The 17651-nt window shown below is 71.4% G+C and carries 9 protein-coding genes and 1 pseudogene; 8 read left to right on the forward strand and 2 right to left on the reverse strand.

What is annotated here, in order from left to right:
* Nucleotides 1–69 precede the first annotated feature (69 nt).
* The 6 genes from polA (at nucleotide 70) to ACFPZ3_RS49820 (ending at nucleotide 9312) form a co-directional block, all read left to right on the forward strand.
* Nucleotides 70–2760: a DNA polymerase I gene (gene polA, locus ACFPZ3_RS49795; RefSeq protein ID WP_379521453.1), complete on the forward strand. Its 2691-nt coding sequence runs from the start codon at nucleotides 70–72 to the stop codon at nucleotides 2758–2760.
* 73 nt (nucleotides 2761–2833) lie between these two features.
* A complete protein-coding gene (locus tag ACFPZ3_RS49800; RefSeq protein ID WP_379521454.1) occupies nucleotides 2834–3928 on the forward strand; it encodes a polysaccharide deacetylase family protein in 1095 nt (364 codons plus the stop codon).
* A 190-nt stretch (nucleotides 3929–4118) separates the two neighbouring features.
* On the forward strand, nucleotides 4119–5606 hold the full coding sequence (gene rpsA, locus ACFPZ3_RS49805) for a 30S ribosomal protein S1 (protein WP_379521455.1): 1488 nt from the start codon (nucleotides 4119–4121) through the stop codon (nucleotides 5604–5606).
* A 158-nt stretch (nucleotides 5607–5764) separates the two neighbouring features.
* The gene (locus ACFPZ3_RS49810; protein WP_379521456.1) at nucleotides 5765–6880 is read left to right on the forward strand and encodes an epoxide hydrolase family protein; all 1116 of its coding nucleotides are present in this window, start codon (nucleotides 5765–5767) and stop codon (nucleotides 6878–6880) included.
* A gap of 125 nt (nucleotides 6881–7005) precedes the next feature.
* Complete coding sequence (locus ACFPZ3_RS49815; protein WP_379521457.1) at nucleotides 7006–8823, forward strand: alpha/beta hydrolase; 1818 nt, start codon at nucleotides 7006–7008, stop codon at nucleotides 8821–8823.
* A gap of 18 nt (nucleotides 8824–8841) precedes the next feature.
* Nucleotides 8842–9312 carry a GNAT family N-acetyltransferase gene (locus ACFPZ3_RS49820; protein ID WP_379521727.1) on the forward strand — a complete coding sequence of 157 codons (471 nt, stop codon included), beginning with the start codon at nucleotides 8842–8844 and terminating at the stop codon, nucleotides 9310–9312.
* 268 nt (nucleotides 9313–9580) lie between these two features.
* Here the strand turns inward: ACFPZ3_RS49820 and ACFPZ3_RS70365 are convergent.
* A pseudogene (locus ACFPZ3_RS70365) lies at nucleotides 9581–9889 on the reverse strand (Clp protease N-terminal domain-containing protein); the annotation flags it as partial.
* A 45-nt stretch (nucleotides 9890–9934) separates the two neighbouring features.
* Here ACFPZ3_RS70365 and coaE point away from each other — a divergent pair.
* Both coaE and ACFPZ3_RS49835 read left to right on the forward strand, forming a co-directional pair.
* Nucleotides 9935–10537 (forward strand): dephospho-CoA kinase, encoded by a 603-nt coding sequence (coaE, locus tag ACFPZ3_RS49830; RefSeq protein WP_379521458.1) that lies wholly within the window; start codon nucleotides 9935–9937, stop codon nucleotides 10535–10537.
* A gap of 85 nt (nucleotides 10538–10622) precedes the next feature.
* Nucleotides 10623–12020 (forward strand): glycoside hydrolase family 43 protein, encoded by a 1398-nt coding sequence (locus ACFPZ3_RS49835; RefSeq protein WP_379521459.1) that lies wholly within the window; start codon nucleotides 10623–10625, stop codon nucleotides 12018–12020.
* Here the strand turns inward: ACFPZ3_RS49835 and ACFPZ3_RS49840 are convergent.
* Nucleotides 12017–17623 carry a WD40 domain-containing protein gene (locus tag ACFPZ3_RS49840; protein WP_379521460.1) on the reverse strand — a complete coding sequence of 1869 codons (5607 nt, stop codon included), beginning with the start codon at nucleotides 17621–17623 and terminating at the stop codon, nucleotides 12017–12019. The genes ACFPZ3_RS49835 and ACFPZ3_RS49840 overlap by 4 nt on opposite strands.
* Between the last annotated feature and the right edge of the window lie 28 nt (nucleotides 17624–17651).

Raw genomic sequence — 17651 nt, forward strand, 5'->3', positions numbered from 1 at the left:
CAATCACCCGGTCACTGACCGCCTACGACCACTGACCGGAGATCGGACTTACTCGTCTAGGCTGCGTACGTGCCGAAGAGTGAAGTGACCCCCAGCCGCCCGTGTCTGCTGTTGCTTGACGGGCATTCCCTGGCTTATCGCGCGTTCTACGCGCTGAAGGACGCCAACCTGATGACCACCGACGGTCAGCACACCGAGGCGGTCTACGGGTTCACCTCGATGCTGACCAACATCCTGCGTGATGAGCAGCCCACGCACGTCGCGGTGGCCTTCGACCGGTCGGAGCCGACGTTCCGCCACGAGGAATACGCCGACTACAAGGCCAACAGGAGCGAGACCCCGGAAGACTTCCGCGGTCAGATGCAGCTCATCTACGAGCTGCTCGACACGCTGCGCGTCCCGCACCTGTCCAAGGCGGGCTTCGAGGCCGACGACCTCATCGCCACCCTGGCCACCCGCGCCGGCGAGCAGGGCATGGACGTCCTGATCGTCACCGGCGACCGCGACGCGCTGCAACTGGTCAACGAACACGTCACCGTCCTGATGACCCGGCGCGGCATCAGCGACATGACCCGGTTCACGCCCGCGGCGGTCGAGGAGAAATACGGCCTGACCCCGGCGCAATACCCCGACTTCGCCGCCCTGCGCGGCGACCCCAGCGACAACCTGCTGAGCATCCCCAGCGTGGGGGAGAAGACCGCGGCCAAATGGGTGCGCGAGTTCGGCTCGCTGACCGCGCTGGTCGACCGGGTCGACGAGGTCAAGGGCAAGGTCGGCGACAAGCTGCGCGAGCACGTCGCCCAGGTGCTGATGAACCGCCGGCTGACCCAGCTGCTGCGCGACGTCCCGATCGACGTCGAGCTCGCCGACCTGCAGCAGGGCACCTGGGAGCGCGAGGAGATCAACAAGCTGTTCGACACCCTGCAGATCCGCGGCGAGCTGCGCGAGCGGGTGTTCAAGGTGCTCGGCACCGGCGAGCAGGAGCCCGAGCAGGGCTTCGAGGTCGAGACCGTGCTGCTCGGCCCCGACCGCGTCGCCGGCTGGCTGGCGGCGCTGCCCGAGGGCCGCGCCGGGCTCGCCTTCAAGGGCGCCTACGGCAGCGGCTCCGGCCGCATCGACGCCATCGCCGTCGCCTCGCCCGACGGCACCGCCGCCCACATCGACCCCGTCAAGCTCACCGAGAGCGACGAGGCGGCCCTGCGGGCCTGGCTGGGCGACGACGGTAAGCCCAAGGCCGTCCACGACGCCAAGGGGCCCATCCTGGCCCTCTGGGCGCAGGGCATGGAGCTGCGCGGCCTGAGCTGCGACACGGCCCTGGCCGCCTACCTGGCGATGCCGGGCCAGCGCACCTTCGCCCTCGAAGACCTCGCCCGCCGCTACCTCAACCGCGACCTGCGGGCCGAGGAGGAGTCCGACGGGCAGGCCGCGCTGTTCGGCGACGACGAGGACGCCCCGGCCAAGGATCTCGCGCTGCGCGCCCACGCCGTGCTCGAGCTGGCCGACTCCCTGGAGACCTTCCTGGCCGGGCGCGGCGGCACCCAGCTCCTGGCCGACGTGGAGCTGCCGCTGCTGTCGGTGCTGGCCGAGCTGGAGCGCGCCGGCATCGCCGTCGACAGCGAATACTTCGCCGGTCTCGAGGCCGAGTTCGGCGCCGCGGTCAAGCACGCCGTCGAAGAGGCCCACCGGGCGGTCGGCGAGCAGTTCAACCTGGGCTCGCCCAAGCAGTTGCAGGAGATCCTCTTCGTCCGGCTCAACCTGCCCAAGACCAAGAAGATCAAGACCGGCTGGAGCACCGACGCCGACCAGCTCGCCTGGCTGGCCACCCAGACCGAGCACGAGCTGCCCACGATCATGCTCCGCCACCGCGACCAGCAGAAGCTGCGCACCACGGTCGAGGGCCTGATCAAGGAGATCGCCGACGACGGCCGCATCCACACCACCTTCAACCAGATCATCGCCGCCACCGGCCGGCTGTCGTCGGAGAAGCCCAACCTGCAGAACATCCCGATCCGCACCGCCGAGGGCCGCCGCATCCGGCAGGGCTTCGTGGTCGGCGAGGGCTACGAGACGCTGCTGACCGCCGACTACAGCCAGATCGAGCTGCGCATCATGGCCCACCTGTCGGGCGACGAGTCGCTGATCGAGTCGTTCGAGTCGGGTCACGACTTCCACCAGGCCACCGCCGCCCGGGTCTTCGACCTGCCGCCCGAGCAGATCGACGGCGAGCTGCGGGCCCGCATCAAGGCCATGAACTACGGCCTGGCCTACGGGCTGTCCGACTTCGGCCTGTCCGGCCAGCTCAACATCCCGGTGGCCGAGGCGCGGGCGCTGAAGGAGGAATACTTCCAGGAGTTCGGCGGGGTGCGCGACTTCCTGCACGCCATCGTCTCCCAGGCCCGCACCGACGGCTACACCGAGACGATCATGGGCCGCCGCCGCTACCTGCCCGACCTCACCAGCGACAACCGCCAGCGCCGTGAGATGGCCGAGCGGATGGCGCTCAACGCCCCGATCCAGGGCTCGGCCGCCGACATCATCAAGGTCGCCATGCTCCACGTCCGGCAGGCGCTGGGCGAGGAGGGGCTGGCCTCCCGGATGTTGCTGCAGGTGCACGACGAGCTGGTGTTCGAGGTGGCTCCGGGCGAGCTGGAGCGGCTCACCCAGCTCGTGCGCGACCAGATGAACGCCGCCTACAGCCTGCGCGTGCCACTGGAGGTCTCCGTGGGCGTCGGACGCACCTGGGAGGACGCGGGCCACTGACGCGAAAAGCCGCTTGTGTCAGGGTTCTGCACTAGCCTGAGACCCCTGATTTCACTGAGCGGCCGGGAGTTTTGTGCGGATATCAGCGTCCCTCACGCGGATCATCGGCATCGCGAACGTGGTGGTGGTAACCGTCGCCATCGTCGGCCTCGGCCTCTTACCCGGCGAGCCCCGGCCGCACGCCCGGCAGCAGCGGACCGCCACGGTCGAGGCCGGCTCCGCGCCCCCGTCCCCGTCCCCGGTGGGTCAGCCGCCGGGGGTCGCGGCCACACCCGAGTTCGCCCGGCAGGTGCACGCCAACGAGGCCGGGCTGGTGCCGGTGCTGATGTACCACCACATCCTGGCCAAGCGGCTCGCCTCGCTCGACCGGACGCCCGAACAGCTCAGGCGGGAGCTGGAGAAGCTGGCCAAGAAGGGCTACGTGCCGATCACCGCCAGGGAGTTCGTCAAGGGCGAGATCCGGGTGCCGGCGGGGAAGTATCCGGTGGTGCTGACGTTCGACGACGGGCATCCCAGCCACTTCGGGCTGGACGAGAGCGGCAACCCGCGGCCCGACACGGCCGTGGGCGTGATCCAGAAGGTGGCCGCCAAATATCCGGACTTCCGGCCGGTGGCCACGTTCTGGGTCAACCGGGATCCGTTCGGGCTGCACGATCAGGAGTCCCAGGAGGTCGCCGTGCGGTGGCTGGTTGATCATGGGTACGAGGTGGCCAACCACACCTGGACCCACCCGAACCTGCGGGTGCTCAAGCGCAGGAAGGTCGGCCGGCAGATCGTCCGGATCGAGCGCCTGCTCAAGAAGCTCGGCGCGCCGCCGTCGGAGACGATGGCCCTGCCGTACGGATCCCTGCCCCACCCCAAGAAAGCAGCCAGAACCGGGACCTGGGATGGGACAAAGTATGATTTCGCCGGTGTGTTCCTCGCCGGGGCGGAGCCATCGCTTTCGCCCTACGCGAAAAAGTTCGACCGCGGGGCGATCCAGCGGATCCAGAGCAACGGCAAGAAGGGCGAGTGCCGCAAGTGGTGCTCGCAGTACTGGCTGGAGTGGCTGGACAAGCACCCTGGTGAGCGCTTTGTCAGCGACGGCGACCCGGAGCGGATCTCCATCCCGGAGAAACTTCGCGGTAATATCGCCGCCAAGCGGGGACCGCAGGTCAACGCCTACTGACACTTCCCCGGATTGACCCCGTGGCGAAGGTCTCATATGCTGATCGCTGCGCTGTGGGTTCGCGCGCGCCTCAGACGGAGCGGGCTCGCGCTCGGTCACGTCGATGTCGTAATTCCTCGGCTAGATGCGGAAGAGGGCCTGCCGCGCATCGCCACATCGACATTTGTCCGCGTTCGGAGCAATTCCACACATGACGTCCAGCACTGAGGCCACCTCGAGCACCCCGCAGGTAGCGGTCAACGACATCGGGTCCGAGGAAGAATTCCTCGCCGCGATCGATCTGACCATCAAGTACTTCAATGACGGCGACATCGTCGAGGGCACCGTCGTCAAGGTCGATCGAGACGAGGTTCTTCTCGACATCGGCTACAAGACCGAGGGCGTCATCCCCTCGCGTGAGCTCTCCATCAAGCACGATGTCGACCCTGCTGACGTCGTGGAAGTCGGCGAGCACGTCGAGGCCCTGGTTCTCCAGAAGGAGGACAAAGAAGGCCGCTTGATCCTGTCCAAGAAGCGCGCACAGTACGAGCGCGCCTGGGGCACGATCGAGAAGATCAAGGACGAAGACGGCATCGTCACCGGCACCGTCATCGAGGTCGTCAAGGGTGGACTCATCCTCGACATCGGCCTCCGTGGCTTCCTGCCGGCGTCCCTCGTCGAGATGCGCCGTGTCCGCGACCTGCAGCCGTACGTCGGCCGCGAGCTCGAGGCGAAGATCATCGAGCTCGACAAGAACCGCAACAACGTGGTTCTTTCGCGCCGCGCCTGGCTTGAGCAGACGCAGTCCGAGGTTCGCCAGACGTTCCTCAACACCCTGCAGAAGGGCCAGGTCCGCAAGGGCGTCGTGTCCTCGATCGTCAACTTCGGTGCCTTCGTGGACCTGGGTGGCGTCGACGGTCTGGTCCACGTGTCCGAGCTGTCCTGGAAGCACATCGATCACCCGTCCGAGGTGGTCGAGGTGGGCCAGGAGGTCACGGTCGAGGTCCTTGACGTCGACATGGAGCGCGAGCGCGTCTCCCTGTCGCTCAAGGCCACTCAGGAAGACCCGTGGCAGCAGTTCGCTCGCACCCACCAGATCGGCCAGGTCGTGCCGGGTCGCGTCACCAAGCTGGTGCCGTTCGGCGCGTTCGTCCGGGTCGAGGAGGGCATCGAGGGCCTGGTCCACATCTCCGAGCTGGCCGAGCGCCACGTGGAGATCCCGGAGCAGGTCGTCCAGGTCGGCGACGAGATCTTTGTCAAGATCATCGACATCGACCTCGACCGTCGCCGCATCAGCCTCTCGCTGAAGCAGGCCAACGAGGGTGTCGGGACCGAGGTCGAGTTCGACCCGACCCTCTACGGCATGGCGGCCACCTACGACGACCAGGGCAACTACATCTACCCCGAGGGCTTCGACCCGGAGACCGGGGAGTGGCTCGAGGGCTTCGACAAGCAGCGCGAGGAGTGGGAGCGGCAGTACGCCGAGGCCCAGACCCGCTTCGACGCGCACCGCAAGCAGATCGAGGAGGCCCGCAAGGCCGAGGCGGAGGCCGGCGAGGCCGCTCCCTCGTCCTACAGCGGCGAGACGCAGCCCCAGCAGGGCGGCTCCTCCTCCTCGTCGGCTCCGGCCAGTGGCGCGCTCGCCTCTGACGAGGCGCTGGCCGCTCTGCGTGAGAAGCTCGCGGGTGGGCAGAGCTGAGCTCTGATGTAAGGCTCAGATAGTTCGCGAAGGCCCCGCACGGCACGTCCGTGCGGGGCCTTTTCGTATGGCCGCTGCGGAACGGCTCCGCTGTGCGCGGTTTTCGGGTGGCCAATGCGGAACGATCCTTGCCGCATTGCGGTTTACGGTTCTGGGCCATGGAGAGTTTTCGTATCGATATTCCGCAGGCCGACCTCGACGATCTGCGTGAGCGGGTGCGGCGTACCCGGTGGCTCGCCCAGTTGCCCGGTGGGTGGAGCAGGGGCGTGCCGGTGGCGTACCTGCGGGAGCTGGCCGCGTACTGGGCCGACGGGTTCGACTGGCGGGCGCAGGAGGCCAGGCTGAACGCCTTCCCGCAGTTCACCACCGACATCGACGGGCAGACGATCCACCTCCTGCGGGTGCGCTCGCCTGAGCCTGGGGCGCTGCCGCTGATCATGACGCACAGCTGGCCGAACTCCGTCGCCGAGTTCCTTGAGGTGATCGGGCCGCTGACCGATCCGCGCCGCCACGGGCTCGATCCTGGGATCGCCTTCGACGTCGTGGCCCCTTCGCTGCCGGGGTTCGGCTTCTCGCCGTTCCCCGAGCCCGCCGACGAGCGGCCGTGGAGCATCGAGCGCGTGGCGCGTACCTGGGCCGAGCTGATGAGACGGCTCGGATACGCGCGCTACGGCGCGCACGGGAACGATGCCGGGGCACTCGTGACGCCGCAACTGGCCGTGCTGGACCCCGAGCACGTCGTGGGCTCGCTCATCACGGCCGGGCTCGGCATTCCCATGGGTGAGCCGGAGGGGGCCTCAGAGGAGGAGCTGGCCGAGCTGGCGGAGATGGCCGGGCGAATGGCCGGGGGGAGCGGGTACGGGCCGTACCTGGCGGCCAGGCCGCAGACGCTCGCGTACGGGTTCGGCGACTCGCCGGTGGCGCAACTGGCGTATCTGGTGGAGAGGTTCAAGGAGTTCGACGGGTGGGGGTCGGGGGCCGAGCCCGTCGATCGGGACCTGGTGCTCACCAACGCCAGCCTGTACTGGCTGACGGGGACCGGCGCGTCCTCGTCGTGGCCGTACTACGAAGGGGCGGCCGGGCTGCCGGTCGAGCAGAGCGTCGTGCCGACCGGGGTGACGCACGGCGGGCTGGCGGTGATGCGGCGGATCGCCGAGCGCGGCAACGACCTCGTGTACTGGGGGAAGGCGCACAGTCCCAGCCACATGGTGGCCATGGCGTCGCCGGAGCCGCTGGTGGAGGGCATACGGGAGTTTTTCCGGATGATTCGCTGAGCGGGCCGAGATTTTACCTGAGGGTGTTTGCCAAGGCTCTGACCTGCGAGGTTGGGCGCTGGGAGACTGGCGGGCGGCTGTCGGACGCGACTCTCGGGAGCAACTCAGTGGGCATGGTTCATCGGGTGATCCAGGCGACGACCGCCCTCACGGCCGCCGTCGCCGCCACCACCGTCCCGGCCACGCCGGCGACCTCCGCAGCGGTCCCGGCGGGTGGGGCCGGGTTCGGGGTGGCGGCCGGCGGTGTGGGCGCTTCGAGCGGATGGTACGGCGCGGCGGACCGCGCCTTCGCGACGCCGGTCGGGCGCGGCCGGCGTGCGGCGGCCGAGCCTCCCGAGACGGATCAAGGACGGCCGGGAGCGGCGGCGGATCAGGAGCGCCCAGGAGGAATGGGGCAGGTGCGGGCCGGGGTGGTGTGGAGGGGGTGCGGGGACGGGCTGGAGTGCGGGAAGCTGGCCGTGCCCGTGGACTGGCGGCGGCCGGGGGGTGCCCGTACCGAGGTTGACGTGGCGAGGATGCCGGCGCGCGATCCCGGTCGCAGTCAGGGTGCGCTGGTCGTGAACATCGGTGAAGGCTCCACCATGCAGCGGGTGCGTGCCCGGCCCGACGGCGTGAGCGAGCTGGCTCGGTGGTTCGATGTCGTGTTCGTCGAGTCGCGGGGGATCGGGGACCGGGGGAGCGCGGCCATGGTGCGGTGTTCCGTGCCGCCGCCCGATCCGCGCAGGGTGCAGCTCACCCCCGGTCTGGCGGCCTGGCGCGCGTATGCGGAAGACAACGCCGCCTACGATCGCAGTTGCCGCATCGCCGCCGGCCCTGCCTACGCGGGGCTGACCTCCTGGCAGGTGGCGCACGACCTGGACGCCTTGCGCGCCGCCCTCGGCGAGACCCGGCTGCGATACGTCGGCAACGGCTACGGGGCCGTGTACGGGCAGGCGTACCTGGAGTTGTTCCCGAGACGGGCCGGGCGGATGTACCTGGAGGGTGTGCCCGACCACGGCGAGCCCAGCCTGGGGCGGCGGTTGATCGCCCACGCGCGCACGGCCGAGCGGCAGCTGGCCTCGTTCCGCGACTGGTGCGCCAACCAGCTCGGTTGCCCGCTCGACGATGACGACGCCGTGGCGGTGCTCGACGGCCTGCTCGAACGCGCCCCCCTGGCCGCCGGTCCAGGACGTTCGCTGGACGCCCGGCAGATCACGGTCGCCGTGCTGGCCGGGCTCGTACCGGAGCGGTGGCAGGAGCTGGCCGGGGCCATGTCGGCGGCCGAAGAGGGCGACGCGAGCGCGCTGGCGACGATGGCGGCCGTGGCACCGCCGGTGGGTCCTGGGACGGTGGCGCGGTCGATGGCCTGCCACGACTTCATGCCCGCCGTCCCCGACTACCGGCGCTTCCTGGCGATGGAGTCACGCCTGCGTGAGGTGGCGCCGCGCGTGGGATGGCTGACCGGCCGGTACGAGGTCGCCCGATGCCTGGGACTGCGCGGCCGCCCAAGCTGGCCCCCAGGACCGGCACAAGCGGGCCAGAGCCCGTCCGACGGCCCGGCGCGCGCGAGGCAGGGCCTGCCCGACGGCCCGGCGCGTGTGGGGCAGAGCCCGTCCGGTGGTCCGGCACGCGTGGGCCAGGACCTGTCCGGTGGTCCGGCACGCGTGGGGCAGGGCCCGTCCGGTCGCCTGGCAGGCGGGGGAGGCGGGCCCTCCGCGCTGGTCGGCATCGGCAGGCTGGACACCGTGAGTCCCGGCGTCGCGGCGGCCCGGATGGCCCGGCGGATCCCCGGGGCGGCGGTGCTCTGGCATGGCGACGGACACGACGCGTACCTGTTGCAGGGCGTGGGCAAGCTGCGCGCCACCTGCCTGCGCACCCGCGTGCACGACTATCTCGTCAACGGCACGCGCCCCCCGTCCCATACCCTCTGCCCAGGAGGACTGACGGCGGGGGCGGGGTCCTGAGATAGGGTTGCCGGCGTGGTGATCGAAGCGGCGGTGGCGGCGGACGCGGGTGAGCTGCTCACCCTGCAGCGGGCGGCGTACGTCACCGAGGCCCAGCTCTACGGCGACCCCTACATCCCGCCGCTCGTCGAGTCGCTGGAGCAGATCCGCAAGATCATCGAGGGCGCCCTGGTGCTCAAGGCGCTCGACGCAGGCCGGATCGTCGGCGCGGTGCGCGGCCAGTTGTCCGGCGCCACCTGCCTGGTCGGCCGTCTCGTCGTCGCGCCCGACCGGCAGGGTCAGGGCGTGGGGACGGCGCTGCTGCGGGCCGTGCACGAGCGGATGCCGGAGGTGACGGCGTTCGACCTGTTCACCGGTCACCTGTCGGAGGGGAATCTGCGGCTCTACCGCCGTCTGGGCTACCGGGAGACGAGCCGGGAGCGGATGGACGATCACATGACGATCGTCCACCTGCGTATGACGCGAGATCGATCCCTTCCTCCGAAGTGATCATGGCGCGGCCCAGGTCGTCGTCCACCCAGTGCCAGGCCCACCGCCACTCCGAGCCGGGCGGGTGCCCGGCCCTGAGGCCGTCGAGGACCTCCTGAAGGCGCGAGGCGGGCACCACGACCTGGTGCCTGCCGCGCCACGGCACGTGCTCTGGCGCATCGAGCGGCGGCACCTGCACGCCGTGCCGGCGCAGCTCGTCCAGCACCTTGTCCGGGTCCACCCCGAGCCGGTGCAGCGGCGTCGGACCCCGCTCCACGTCGGCGTCGTGGGCCAGGGCGATCAGCCAGTGCTCGGGCGAGGGGGTCCGTTCGCCGGCGGCCAGGGCCAGGCCGGTCGCGATGCCGTGCACCTGGTGGAAGGCGGGGTTGGCGAAGCCGGCGCCCCGATGGCCGGTCGTGCGGCGGCGGCCGGGCAGGCGTTCCAGCGCGTGCTCGCGGTCGAGGCCGGCCTCGGCGAGGACCCGGCCGGCGAGGGAGTCGGTGCTCAGCAGGGCGAGCAGCACGTGGTCCGGTCCCACCCAGTCGTCCCCGGCGGCGGCGGCCTGGTCGTGGGCGGCCCAGGCGATCGAGGAGAGCATGCCTTGATGGTGAACCCGTACGGGATGGGTGGATAGGCTTTTCGTGTGCTGAAAATCGGGCTCACCGGCGGAATCGGGTCAGGCAAGAGCGAAGTGTCCAGGAGGCTGTCGGCCAAGGGCGCGACGGTGATCGACGCCGACAAGATCGCGCGAGAGGTGGTGGAGCCCGGCACGCCCGGCCTGGCGCGGGTGGTGACGACGTTCGGGGCGGAGGTGCTGCGGCCCGACGGCTCGCTCGACCGCGAGAAGCTCGGCTCGGTCGTCTTCGCCGACTCCGAGAAGCTGGCGGCGCTCAACGCGATCGTGCATCCGCTCGTGGGGGAGCGGGTGGCGCAGTTGCAGCGCGAGGCCGCCGACGACACGATCATGGTCTACGACGTGCCACTGCTGGTGGAGAACAAGCTGGCCTCCATGTACGACGTGGTCATCGTCGTGGACGCCCCCGACGACCTGCGCATCCGCCGGCTGGCCGAGCACCGGGGCATGCCCGGGTCCGACGCCGAGGCCCGCATCGCCGCCCAGGCGAGCCGCGAGGACCGGCTGGCCGCGGCCGACATCGTGATCCCGAACGACGGCACGCTGGAGGAGCTGGACACCAGGGTGGAGGCGGTCTGGGCGGACCTGCTGGGGCGCGCCTCCCGCGGCTGACGGATGGCCGGTGCCTGTTGACGGGGATGACCCCTGTCCATGACGATCAGAAAGATCGTCCGACAGGATCGTGGAAGGACCGTTGATGCCGCGCTCAACCCCCTGGCGTGCAGCCGTTGCCGCCGTAGCCGTCGCCCTGAGCGTGATCGTGCCGGCGCTCCCGGCCGGCGCGGCGACGCAGTCGTTCCGCAATCCGGTCAATCCCTCCGCCGACCCCAGCCTGATGTACTACAAGGGCAGCTACTACGTGGCCACCACGCGCGGCGACCGGATCGGCATCTGGCGCTCGCCCAGCCTGGCGACCCTGCTGGCCGCGCCCGAGCAGGTGGTCTGGCGCGACAGCGACACCAGCCGCAACACGCAGATGTGGGCCCCGGCCTTCCGGCACGTCGGCTCCCGCTGGTACATCTACTACACCGCCTCCGACGGCGTGGACGCCAACCACCGCATGTACGTCCTGGAGTCGGCCGGCGACGACCCGATGGGCCCGTACACGTTCAAGGCCAAGATCGCCGACTTCGGCGAATACGCCATCGACGGCGAGCCGATCACCCACAACGGACAGTCGTACTTCGTCTGGACCGGGCCGGGGCGCGGCCAGGGCGGCCCCGCGCAGCTCTACATCGCCAGGATGAGCAACGCGTGGACGGTCACCGGCGGCCGGGTGGCGATCCCGGCGGACGGCGGCTGCACCGAGGTGCGCGAGGGCCCGACGCCGCTCTACCGCAACGGCAGGACGTTCCTGACCTACTCCACCTGCGACACCGGCAAGCCGGACTACCAGTTGTGGATGAAGAGCATCGCCAACGGCGCCGACCCGATGGTGGCCGCCAACTGGACGCAGCACGCGGGGCCGGTGTTCTCGCGCAACGACGCGACGGGCGTGTGGGGCCCGGGGCACCACTCGTTCTTCCAGTCCCCGGACGGCACCCAGGACTGGATCGCCTACCACGGCAAGAACACCAGCACCAACACCTACAACTTCCGCACCACCCGCGTGCAGAGGTTCACCTGGAACGCCGACGGCACCCCGAACTTCGGCCGTCCCCTCGCCGCTGGCGCCACGCAGCAGCTCCCGTCCGGCGACCCGGGCGCGGCCACGTCGGTGATCAACGACTTCGACGCGCAGGTGACGTACGCGGGCTCGTGGCAGTCCGGCTCCGGCTGCGGCACCCAGTGCTTCTGGAGCAACGACCACTGGAGCGGCTCGACCGGCGCGACCGCGACGATCCGCTTCACCGGCACCCGCGTGGCCCTGCTGAGCGTGCGCGACACCGGCAACGGCATCGCCGCCATCTCCATCGACGGCGGCGCCGAGCAGCGCGTCGACTACTACAGCGCCATCCGCGTGGGCGAGCAGCTCAACTACATGAGCCCGGTCCTGGCGGCCGGCGCGCACACGCTGCGGGTCCGCGTGACCGGGGAGCGCAACGCCGCCTCCAGCAGCACGGTGATCAGCATGGACAGGATCGAGGTGTACTAGAAGGGCGAGTCGAGCGGCACCTGCCGGACCCCCGGCAGGTACGCGTCGAGCTCACCCAGCTCGAACCGCGACATCCCCACGACGTGCCAGAACTGCCCGCCCGGATCACCCTGGACCTTGTAGCGGCCGTCGGGCGCCAGCGCCGCCCACCCCTCGGCCAGCCCGAGCAGGGTGGCGTGCCGCTCCCCGCCCGCCCAGAGGATCACCACGCCGTCGTCGCCGGCGCTGGCCAGCAGGTCGGCGGCCGGGCTGTAGGCGACCGACCAGATCCGGCGGGTGTGCCCGGCCAGCGTGTGCCGCAGGCGGCCGGTGGTGGTGTCCCAGACGCGTACCAGCAGGTCGTCGCCCCCGGTGGCGAGGCTGTCGCCGGCGGCGCTGAAGGCCACGCTCCACAGCCGGCCGCTGTGCCGCTTGAAGGTGTGCACCAGCCGCGGCTGCCAGGGCTGGCCGGGGCGCAGCTCCCACATCAGCGCCTTGCCGTCGTTGCCCGCGCTGGCCAGGTAGCGGCCGTCGGGGGAGAACGCCACGGAGTAGACCCGGTCGGAGTGCCCCTCCAGGGTGGCCACCCGGCCGCCGGAGGCGACGTGCCACAGGCGGACGAGCGTGTCGTCGCAGCCGGTGGCGATGTATTCGCCGCCGGGGCTGAACGCGATCGAGCGCACCCGGCCGCGGTGGTCGGTCAGGTTGCCCGCCAGCCGCCCCGTGGGCCGGTACCAGATGTGCACGCTGTCATCGTCGTTGGCCGTGGCCAGCAGGTCGCCGTCGGGGCTGAACGCCTCGGCCCAGACGTGCTCGGTCTCGGCGTTCAGCTCGCGTTCGTAGTCGCCGGTGGTGGCGTTCCAGAAGTGCACGCCGCCGTCGTTGCTGGCGGTGGCCAGCACCGGCCCTGCGGGGGAGAACGAGGCCGAGATGAGCCGGTCGGCCGAGCCGCTGAACTCGCGCAGCCGCCGTGCGGTGCTCGGCTCCCACACGCGTACGACGCCGTCGTTGCCGCTGGTCGCCAGCATCGTGCCGTCGGCGCTGAACCTGACGGAGGAGATCCGCCGCCCGTGGCCGCGCAGGACCCGCTGGGACCGGCCCGTCTCGGGGTCCCACAGCCGCACGGTGCCGTCGTTGCTGCTGGTGGCCAGTTGCCGGCCGTCGGGGCTGAACGCGAACGGCCAGACCGAGCTGCGGTGGCCGGTCAGCTCGACCCGCCGGCCGCCGCCGAGGTGCTGCAGGCGTACGACGCCGTTGGAGTCGCCGGTGGCCAGGCTCTGGCCGTCGGGGGAGAAGGCGACCTGGTAGACGGCCGCCGCGTGGGTGGTGTGCACGCCGCGGGCCTCGCCTGAGGGGTCCCACAGGCGTACGCTGCCGGCCGTGTCGCCGGTCGCCAGCAACGAGCCGTCGGGGGAGAAGGTCACGCAGTAGACGCTGCCCAGGTGCCCGCCCAGCTCGTGCAGCAGCCGCCACGTGCGGGTGTCCCACAGCCGGACGACGCCGGCCTCGTCGCCGGTGGCCAGCAGGCGGCCGTCGGGGCTGTGCACGGCCCGGTAGACGCTGCCGCGGTGCTCGCCGAGCGTCTCCTTCAGCCGGCCCGAGTCGAGGTCCCAGACGCGGACCACGCCCGCCGCGTCGCCGGTCACCAGCGCCGAGTGGCCGAAGGAGGCGGTGAACACGGGCGCCCGGTGCCCGGCCAGCTCGTGCGCGAGCCGCCCGGTGGCCGTCTCCCACACGCGGACGACGCCGTCGCCGCCGCCCGCCGCCACCAGGTCGCCTGAGGGGTTGAGGCGTACCGGCCAGACGCCGTCGGCGTGACCGGCCAGCCGGCGCAGCGGCTCGCCGGTGAGGGCGTCCCACACCATGACGGCGCCGTCGCTGGCGCCCGTGGCCAGCAGCTCGCCGGCGAACGTGACCGCGTAGACGCGGCCACGGTGGCCCTGCAGCGTGCGTACGGGGGCGCCGCCGACGCACAGCAGCACGCCGCCGTCCTCGTTGCCGATCGCGATCGTGGCGCCGTCGGGGCTGTAGGCGATCGGCTCGGGCAGGCGGCTGGTCTGGAAGTGGTAGCCGTACGGGACGCCGATGCCGGCCGGTGCGAACTCCACCTCGACCGGCTGCCCCGGCACCACCGCCGCCCCCGGCAGGTGCGGCAGCGTGCCGGTCACGTTGATCAGCGAGGCCCGGTGCCAGCGGGCGCCCTCGACGGCCGCGTCGCTCAGGTCCACCTGCGCCAGCCGCGCCCCCGACAGGTCCGCGCCGCGCAGGTCGGCCCCGATGAGCTGCGCGCCGTCGAGCCGCGCGCCCACGAGCCGCGCGTCGCGCAGGGTCGCCCTGGACAGGTTCGTGCCCGCCAGCGTCGACTCGGACAGATCGGCGCCGGTGAGGTCGACCTCGCGCAGGTCCCTGGCCGACAGGTCCTCGCCCTTCAGGTTGGCCCCGCGCAGGTCGGCGCGGGCTGGCGTGCGCAGCCTGGCGGCGATCTTGACCGCGTTGGCCCTGGACACGTCGTCGGCCGGCGGATCGACGACCCACGCCCGCAGCGCGCGCACGTCGGCCAGGTCGCACAGGAACTCCACGGTCAGCGCCGACAGCGGCCGGTGCGAGAGCAGGGCCGGGTCGTCGATCGTGGTGGCGATGCGCCGGGCGATCAGCCACTCCATCACCGAGGCGTGGATGAACCCGAACATGCCCTCCTCGGTGCGGACGAGCAGGCTGCCCGAGCCCATCCTGAACGCGGCGTGCGCGGCCGAGAGCTGGCCGTCGGCCAGGTCGGTCAGCGTCTCGCCGATCTCGGTCAGCTCCTCCACGCCCAGCAGCGACTCGCCGGTGTCCCACAGCCGCACCGCCAGCGCCGTGACCGCCTGCCACAGCTCGTCGGTGGTCAGCGTGACGGCCGAGCCGGGGACGCGGGCCCGTCGTTCCTCGAAGGCCAGCCAGGAGGTGAGGATCTCCTCGTACAGCAGGGCCGGACTGATCGTGTGGGGGGCCTCGGCCACCGTACGCAGGCGGTCGGCGTCGAGGTCGGCGATGAAGCTGAGCATGCGCGGGTTCTGCGCCAGCGCGAGCAGGTCCTCGATCTCGCCCATCAGCGACATGCGCGCGCCGGCCTCGTCGCCGCTGGTGAACCTGTTGGCCAGGTAGGAGCGGATCTGGTCGGGCGTGAAGTCCTCGACGCTGAGCACCCGCCGCTGCGGCAGCACCCCGACCATCTCGCCGAGCGAGGTCAGCACCTGGCTGTGCGACTTGAAGTGCTGGGTGCGGCTGGCCACCACGATCTTCGCCTTGTCGTCGGCCGCCGCCAGCAGCGTGGCCAGGTGGTCGGCCGCGCGGTCGTAGGTCAGCCGGGTCACCAGCTCGTCGAACCCGTCGAACAGCAGCACGATCCGCCCCTGCCGCAGCAGGTAGCGGAACGCCTTGAGGTCGATGACCTCCTCGCCGTGACCCGCCAGGTGAGCCGCCACCAGCGCGTCCACCGAGTGCGCCTTGTCCAGGGCGCGCAGCTCGATGAGGATCGGCGTCAGGTGCGGCAGCTCGGCGGGGATGCGGCGGGCCAGCTCGCGCAGCGCGAACGTCTTGCCGTGGCCGAAGTCGCCCAGCAGCAGCAGGAAGCGGCCGTGGTCGGCGGCCAGCAGCCGCATCAGCTCGTCGGTCAGGCCGTGCCTGACCTGGCTGTTTGGGCGGTCGAGCTCGCGGTAGCGCTGGGGGACGTACAGGCCGGGCGGGTAGCGCCGGTCGGTGGTCAGCCTGGCGGTCTGGTCGCTGACGTAGCCGCTCAGGTCGAGCAGGCCCTGGAACTCGGTGAAGCTGCGCACCCGCACGCCCTTGCGCATCAGGTCGTCGCGGATCGCGCGGGACGCCGGCGGCCCCTGGTAGACCAGCTCGGCGGACAGCCCGGCCGCGTGCGCCAGCCGGGCGAACTCCGCCGCGCTCTCCTCGGCCGGCTCGCCCACGTACGCGCCGATCATCGTCTGGCGGACGAAGCCGTCCTCGGGGTGGGTGACCACCAGGTGGGAGTCGAACCTGCGGATCCTGGCGCGCTCGTGCCTGGCCTCGCAGACCTCGGTGATCCGGTCGAGCAGCAGCTCCACCGGGCTCGGCTCGCGCTCCTCCGGCTTCGGCGCGGGCGCGGCGGCGGGCGGGCTCTCGCCGGTGAACGTGGTGCGCGCGGCCCGCCAGCGGGAGCGGACCTGCTCGGGACGGCCCCCATCGGATTGCCCGTCAGGTTGCCCGTCGGGTTGCGTGTCGGGCCGCCAGACGCGCACCCCGTCGGGGCCGATCTCGACGACCTGGTGCCGCCCCGAGCGCGGCGCGGCGATCCGGCCCTCGGCCGGCGGCTCGGAACCGCCGTGGAAGAGCAGGTTGAGCCGGTGGCCCAGCAGCCGCTCGAACGTCCGCGCGTCCCTCAGCTCGCCCGGCGGGTGCCCGATCGCGCCCAGGCGCAACCACGCGCTCTCCTCGTAAGGGCGCAGCCGCTCGGCGAACCACGCCGCCTGCGCCTCCCCGAGCAGCGCGTACGCGTCGCGCTCCAGATGGCTCATCGCCATCGTCGAGTTGAGCCCCGCCACGACCACCTTCAGATCGGGCACCTCGAACAACGTCCACGGCTGCCCGCCGTCGAACACCCGGTCGTCCAGCCCCTGGTAGACCTCCCCGAACAACTTCGCGAAGTGCCGCCACTTGGGCCAGTAGGGCGGCTGCGGGCTCACGTCGTCGGCCTCGCAGGTCATGAAGTAGGCGCTGGCCGCGGCCTTGGTGACGTCGCGCGGTCCGGGCAGCAGGATGAGCCGGTGTGGCTCCAGGCCGATCAGCAGCCGCAGGTCGGTCACGAACTGCGTCGCCTGCCCGAACTGCCCAAGGGTGCCGGACTCGGTCAGGTCGCCGCTGACGACCATGAGGTCGGGGCGGGGCATGCCGCGGTCGTACATGGCGGTCAGGTCCGCCCAGACGCGTGCCTGCATGTCCTCGGGCGTGAACGGCTCGCCGGGATCGGGCAGCGCCCGGCCGAACCTGGGGCCGCCGATGTGCAGCACGTTGATCGACGCGCGCCCCCTGCTCTCGCCGCCCGAGGGCGGGAACTTCGGCGCGGTGACCGGCGCGCGCCGGGCCCTGGACCGGTCGGCGGGCGGCGGCAGCGTCGGCGCGGGCGCCGGCACGCTGGAGCCGTCGGGGAAGGCCGGGGCGGCCTCCGGCTTGGCCCGCCCCGCCATCGCCTCGCTGACCCGGCCCAGCAGTAACGCCCTGGCCTGCCCCGGGTCGGAGACGCCGAGCAGGTCGACCCAGGTGATCATGGACAGCAGGCCCCCGACCTGGACGTCCTCCAGCCTGATCGTGACGAGCTTGTTGGAGGGGTTGTCGGGGTCGGCCCGCAGCGCGGCCTGCCACTCCATCCGCCCGTAGCGGGAGCTCAGGTAGTTGCGCGACAACACGGCCACGACGAGCTGCGCCTCGCTGACCCCGCGGTCCATGAAGTCGATGAAGTTCGTGCCCGGCACGAAGTCCCAGGCCTGGATCATGGTCTTGTAGCCCGCCGCCTCAAGCTCCCAGGCGATCCAGGTCGCCCAGGCCGTGTCGGCAGGGGAATAGCTGACGAAGATCTCGGTCGGCCTGCCGTCACGTGCCATCTGCCCAGTATCCCTTGCGAGGTCGGGG

The sequence above is a fragment of the Nonomuraea insulae genome (assembly GCF_042656245.1).

Excerpts from the sequence above, each read along its gene's own strand:
- ACFPZ3_RS49840 (WP_379521460.1), bottom strand. The coding sequence starts at position 17,623 with ATGGCACGTGACGGCAGGCCGACCGAGATCTTCGTCAGCTATTCCCCT.
- rpsA (WP_379521455.1), top strand. The coding sequence starts at position 4,119 with ATGACGTCCAGCACTGAGGCCACCTCGAGCACCCCGCAGGTAGCGGTC.
- ACFPZ3_RS49810 (WP_379521456.1), top strand. The coding sequence starts at position 5,765 with ATGGAGAGTTTTCGTATCGATATTCCGCAGGCCGACCTCGACGATCTG.
- ACFPZ3_RS49835 (WP_379521459.1), top strand. The coding sequence starts at position 10,623 with ATGCCGCGCTCAACCCCCTGGCGTGCAGCCGTTGCCGCCGTAGCCGTC.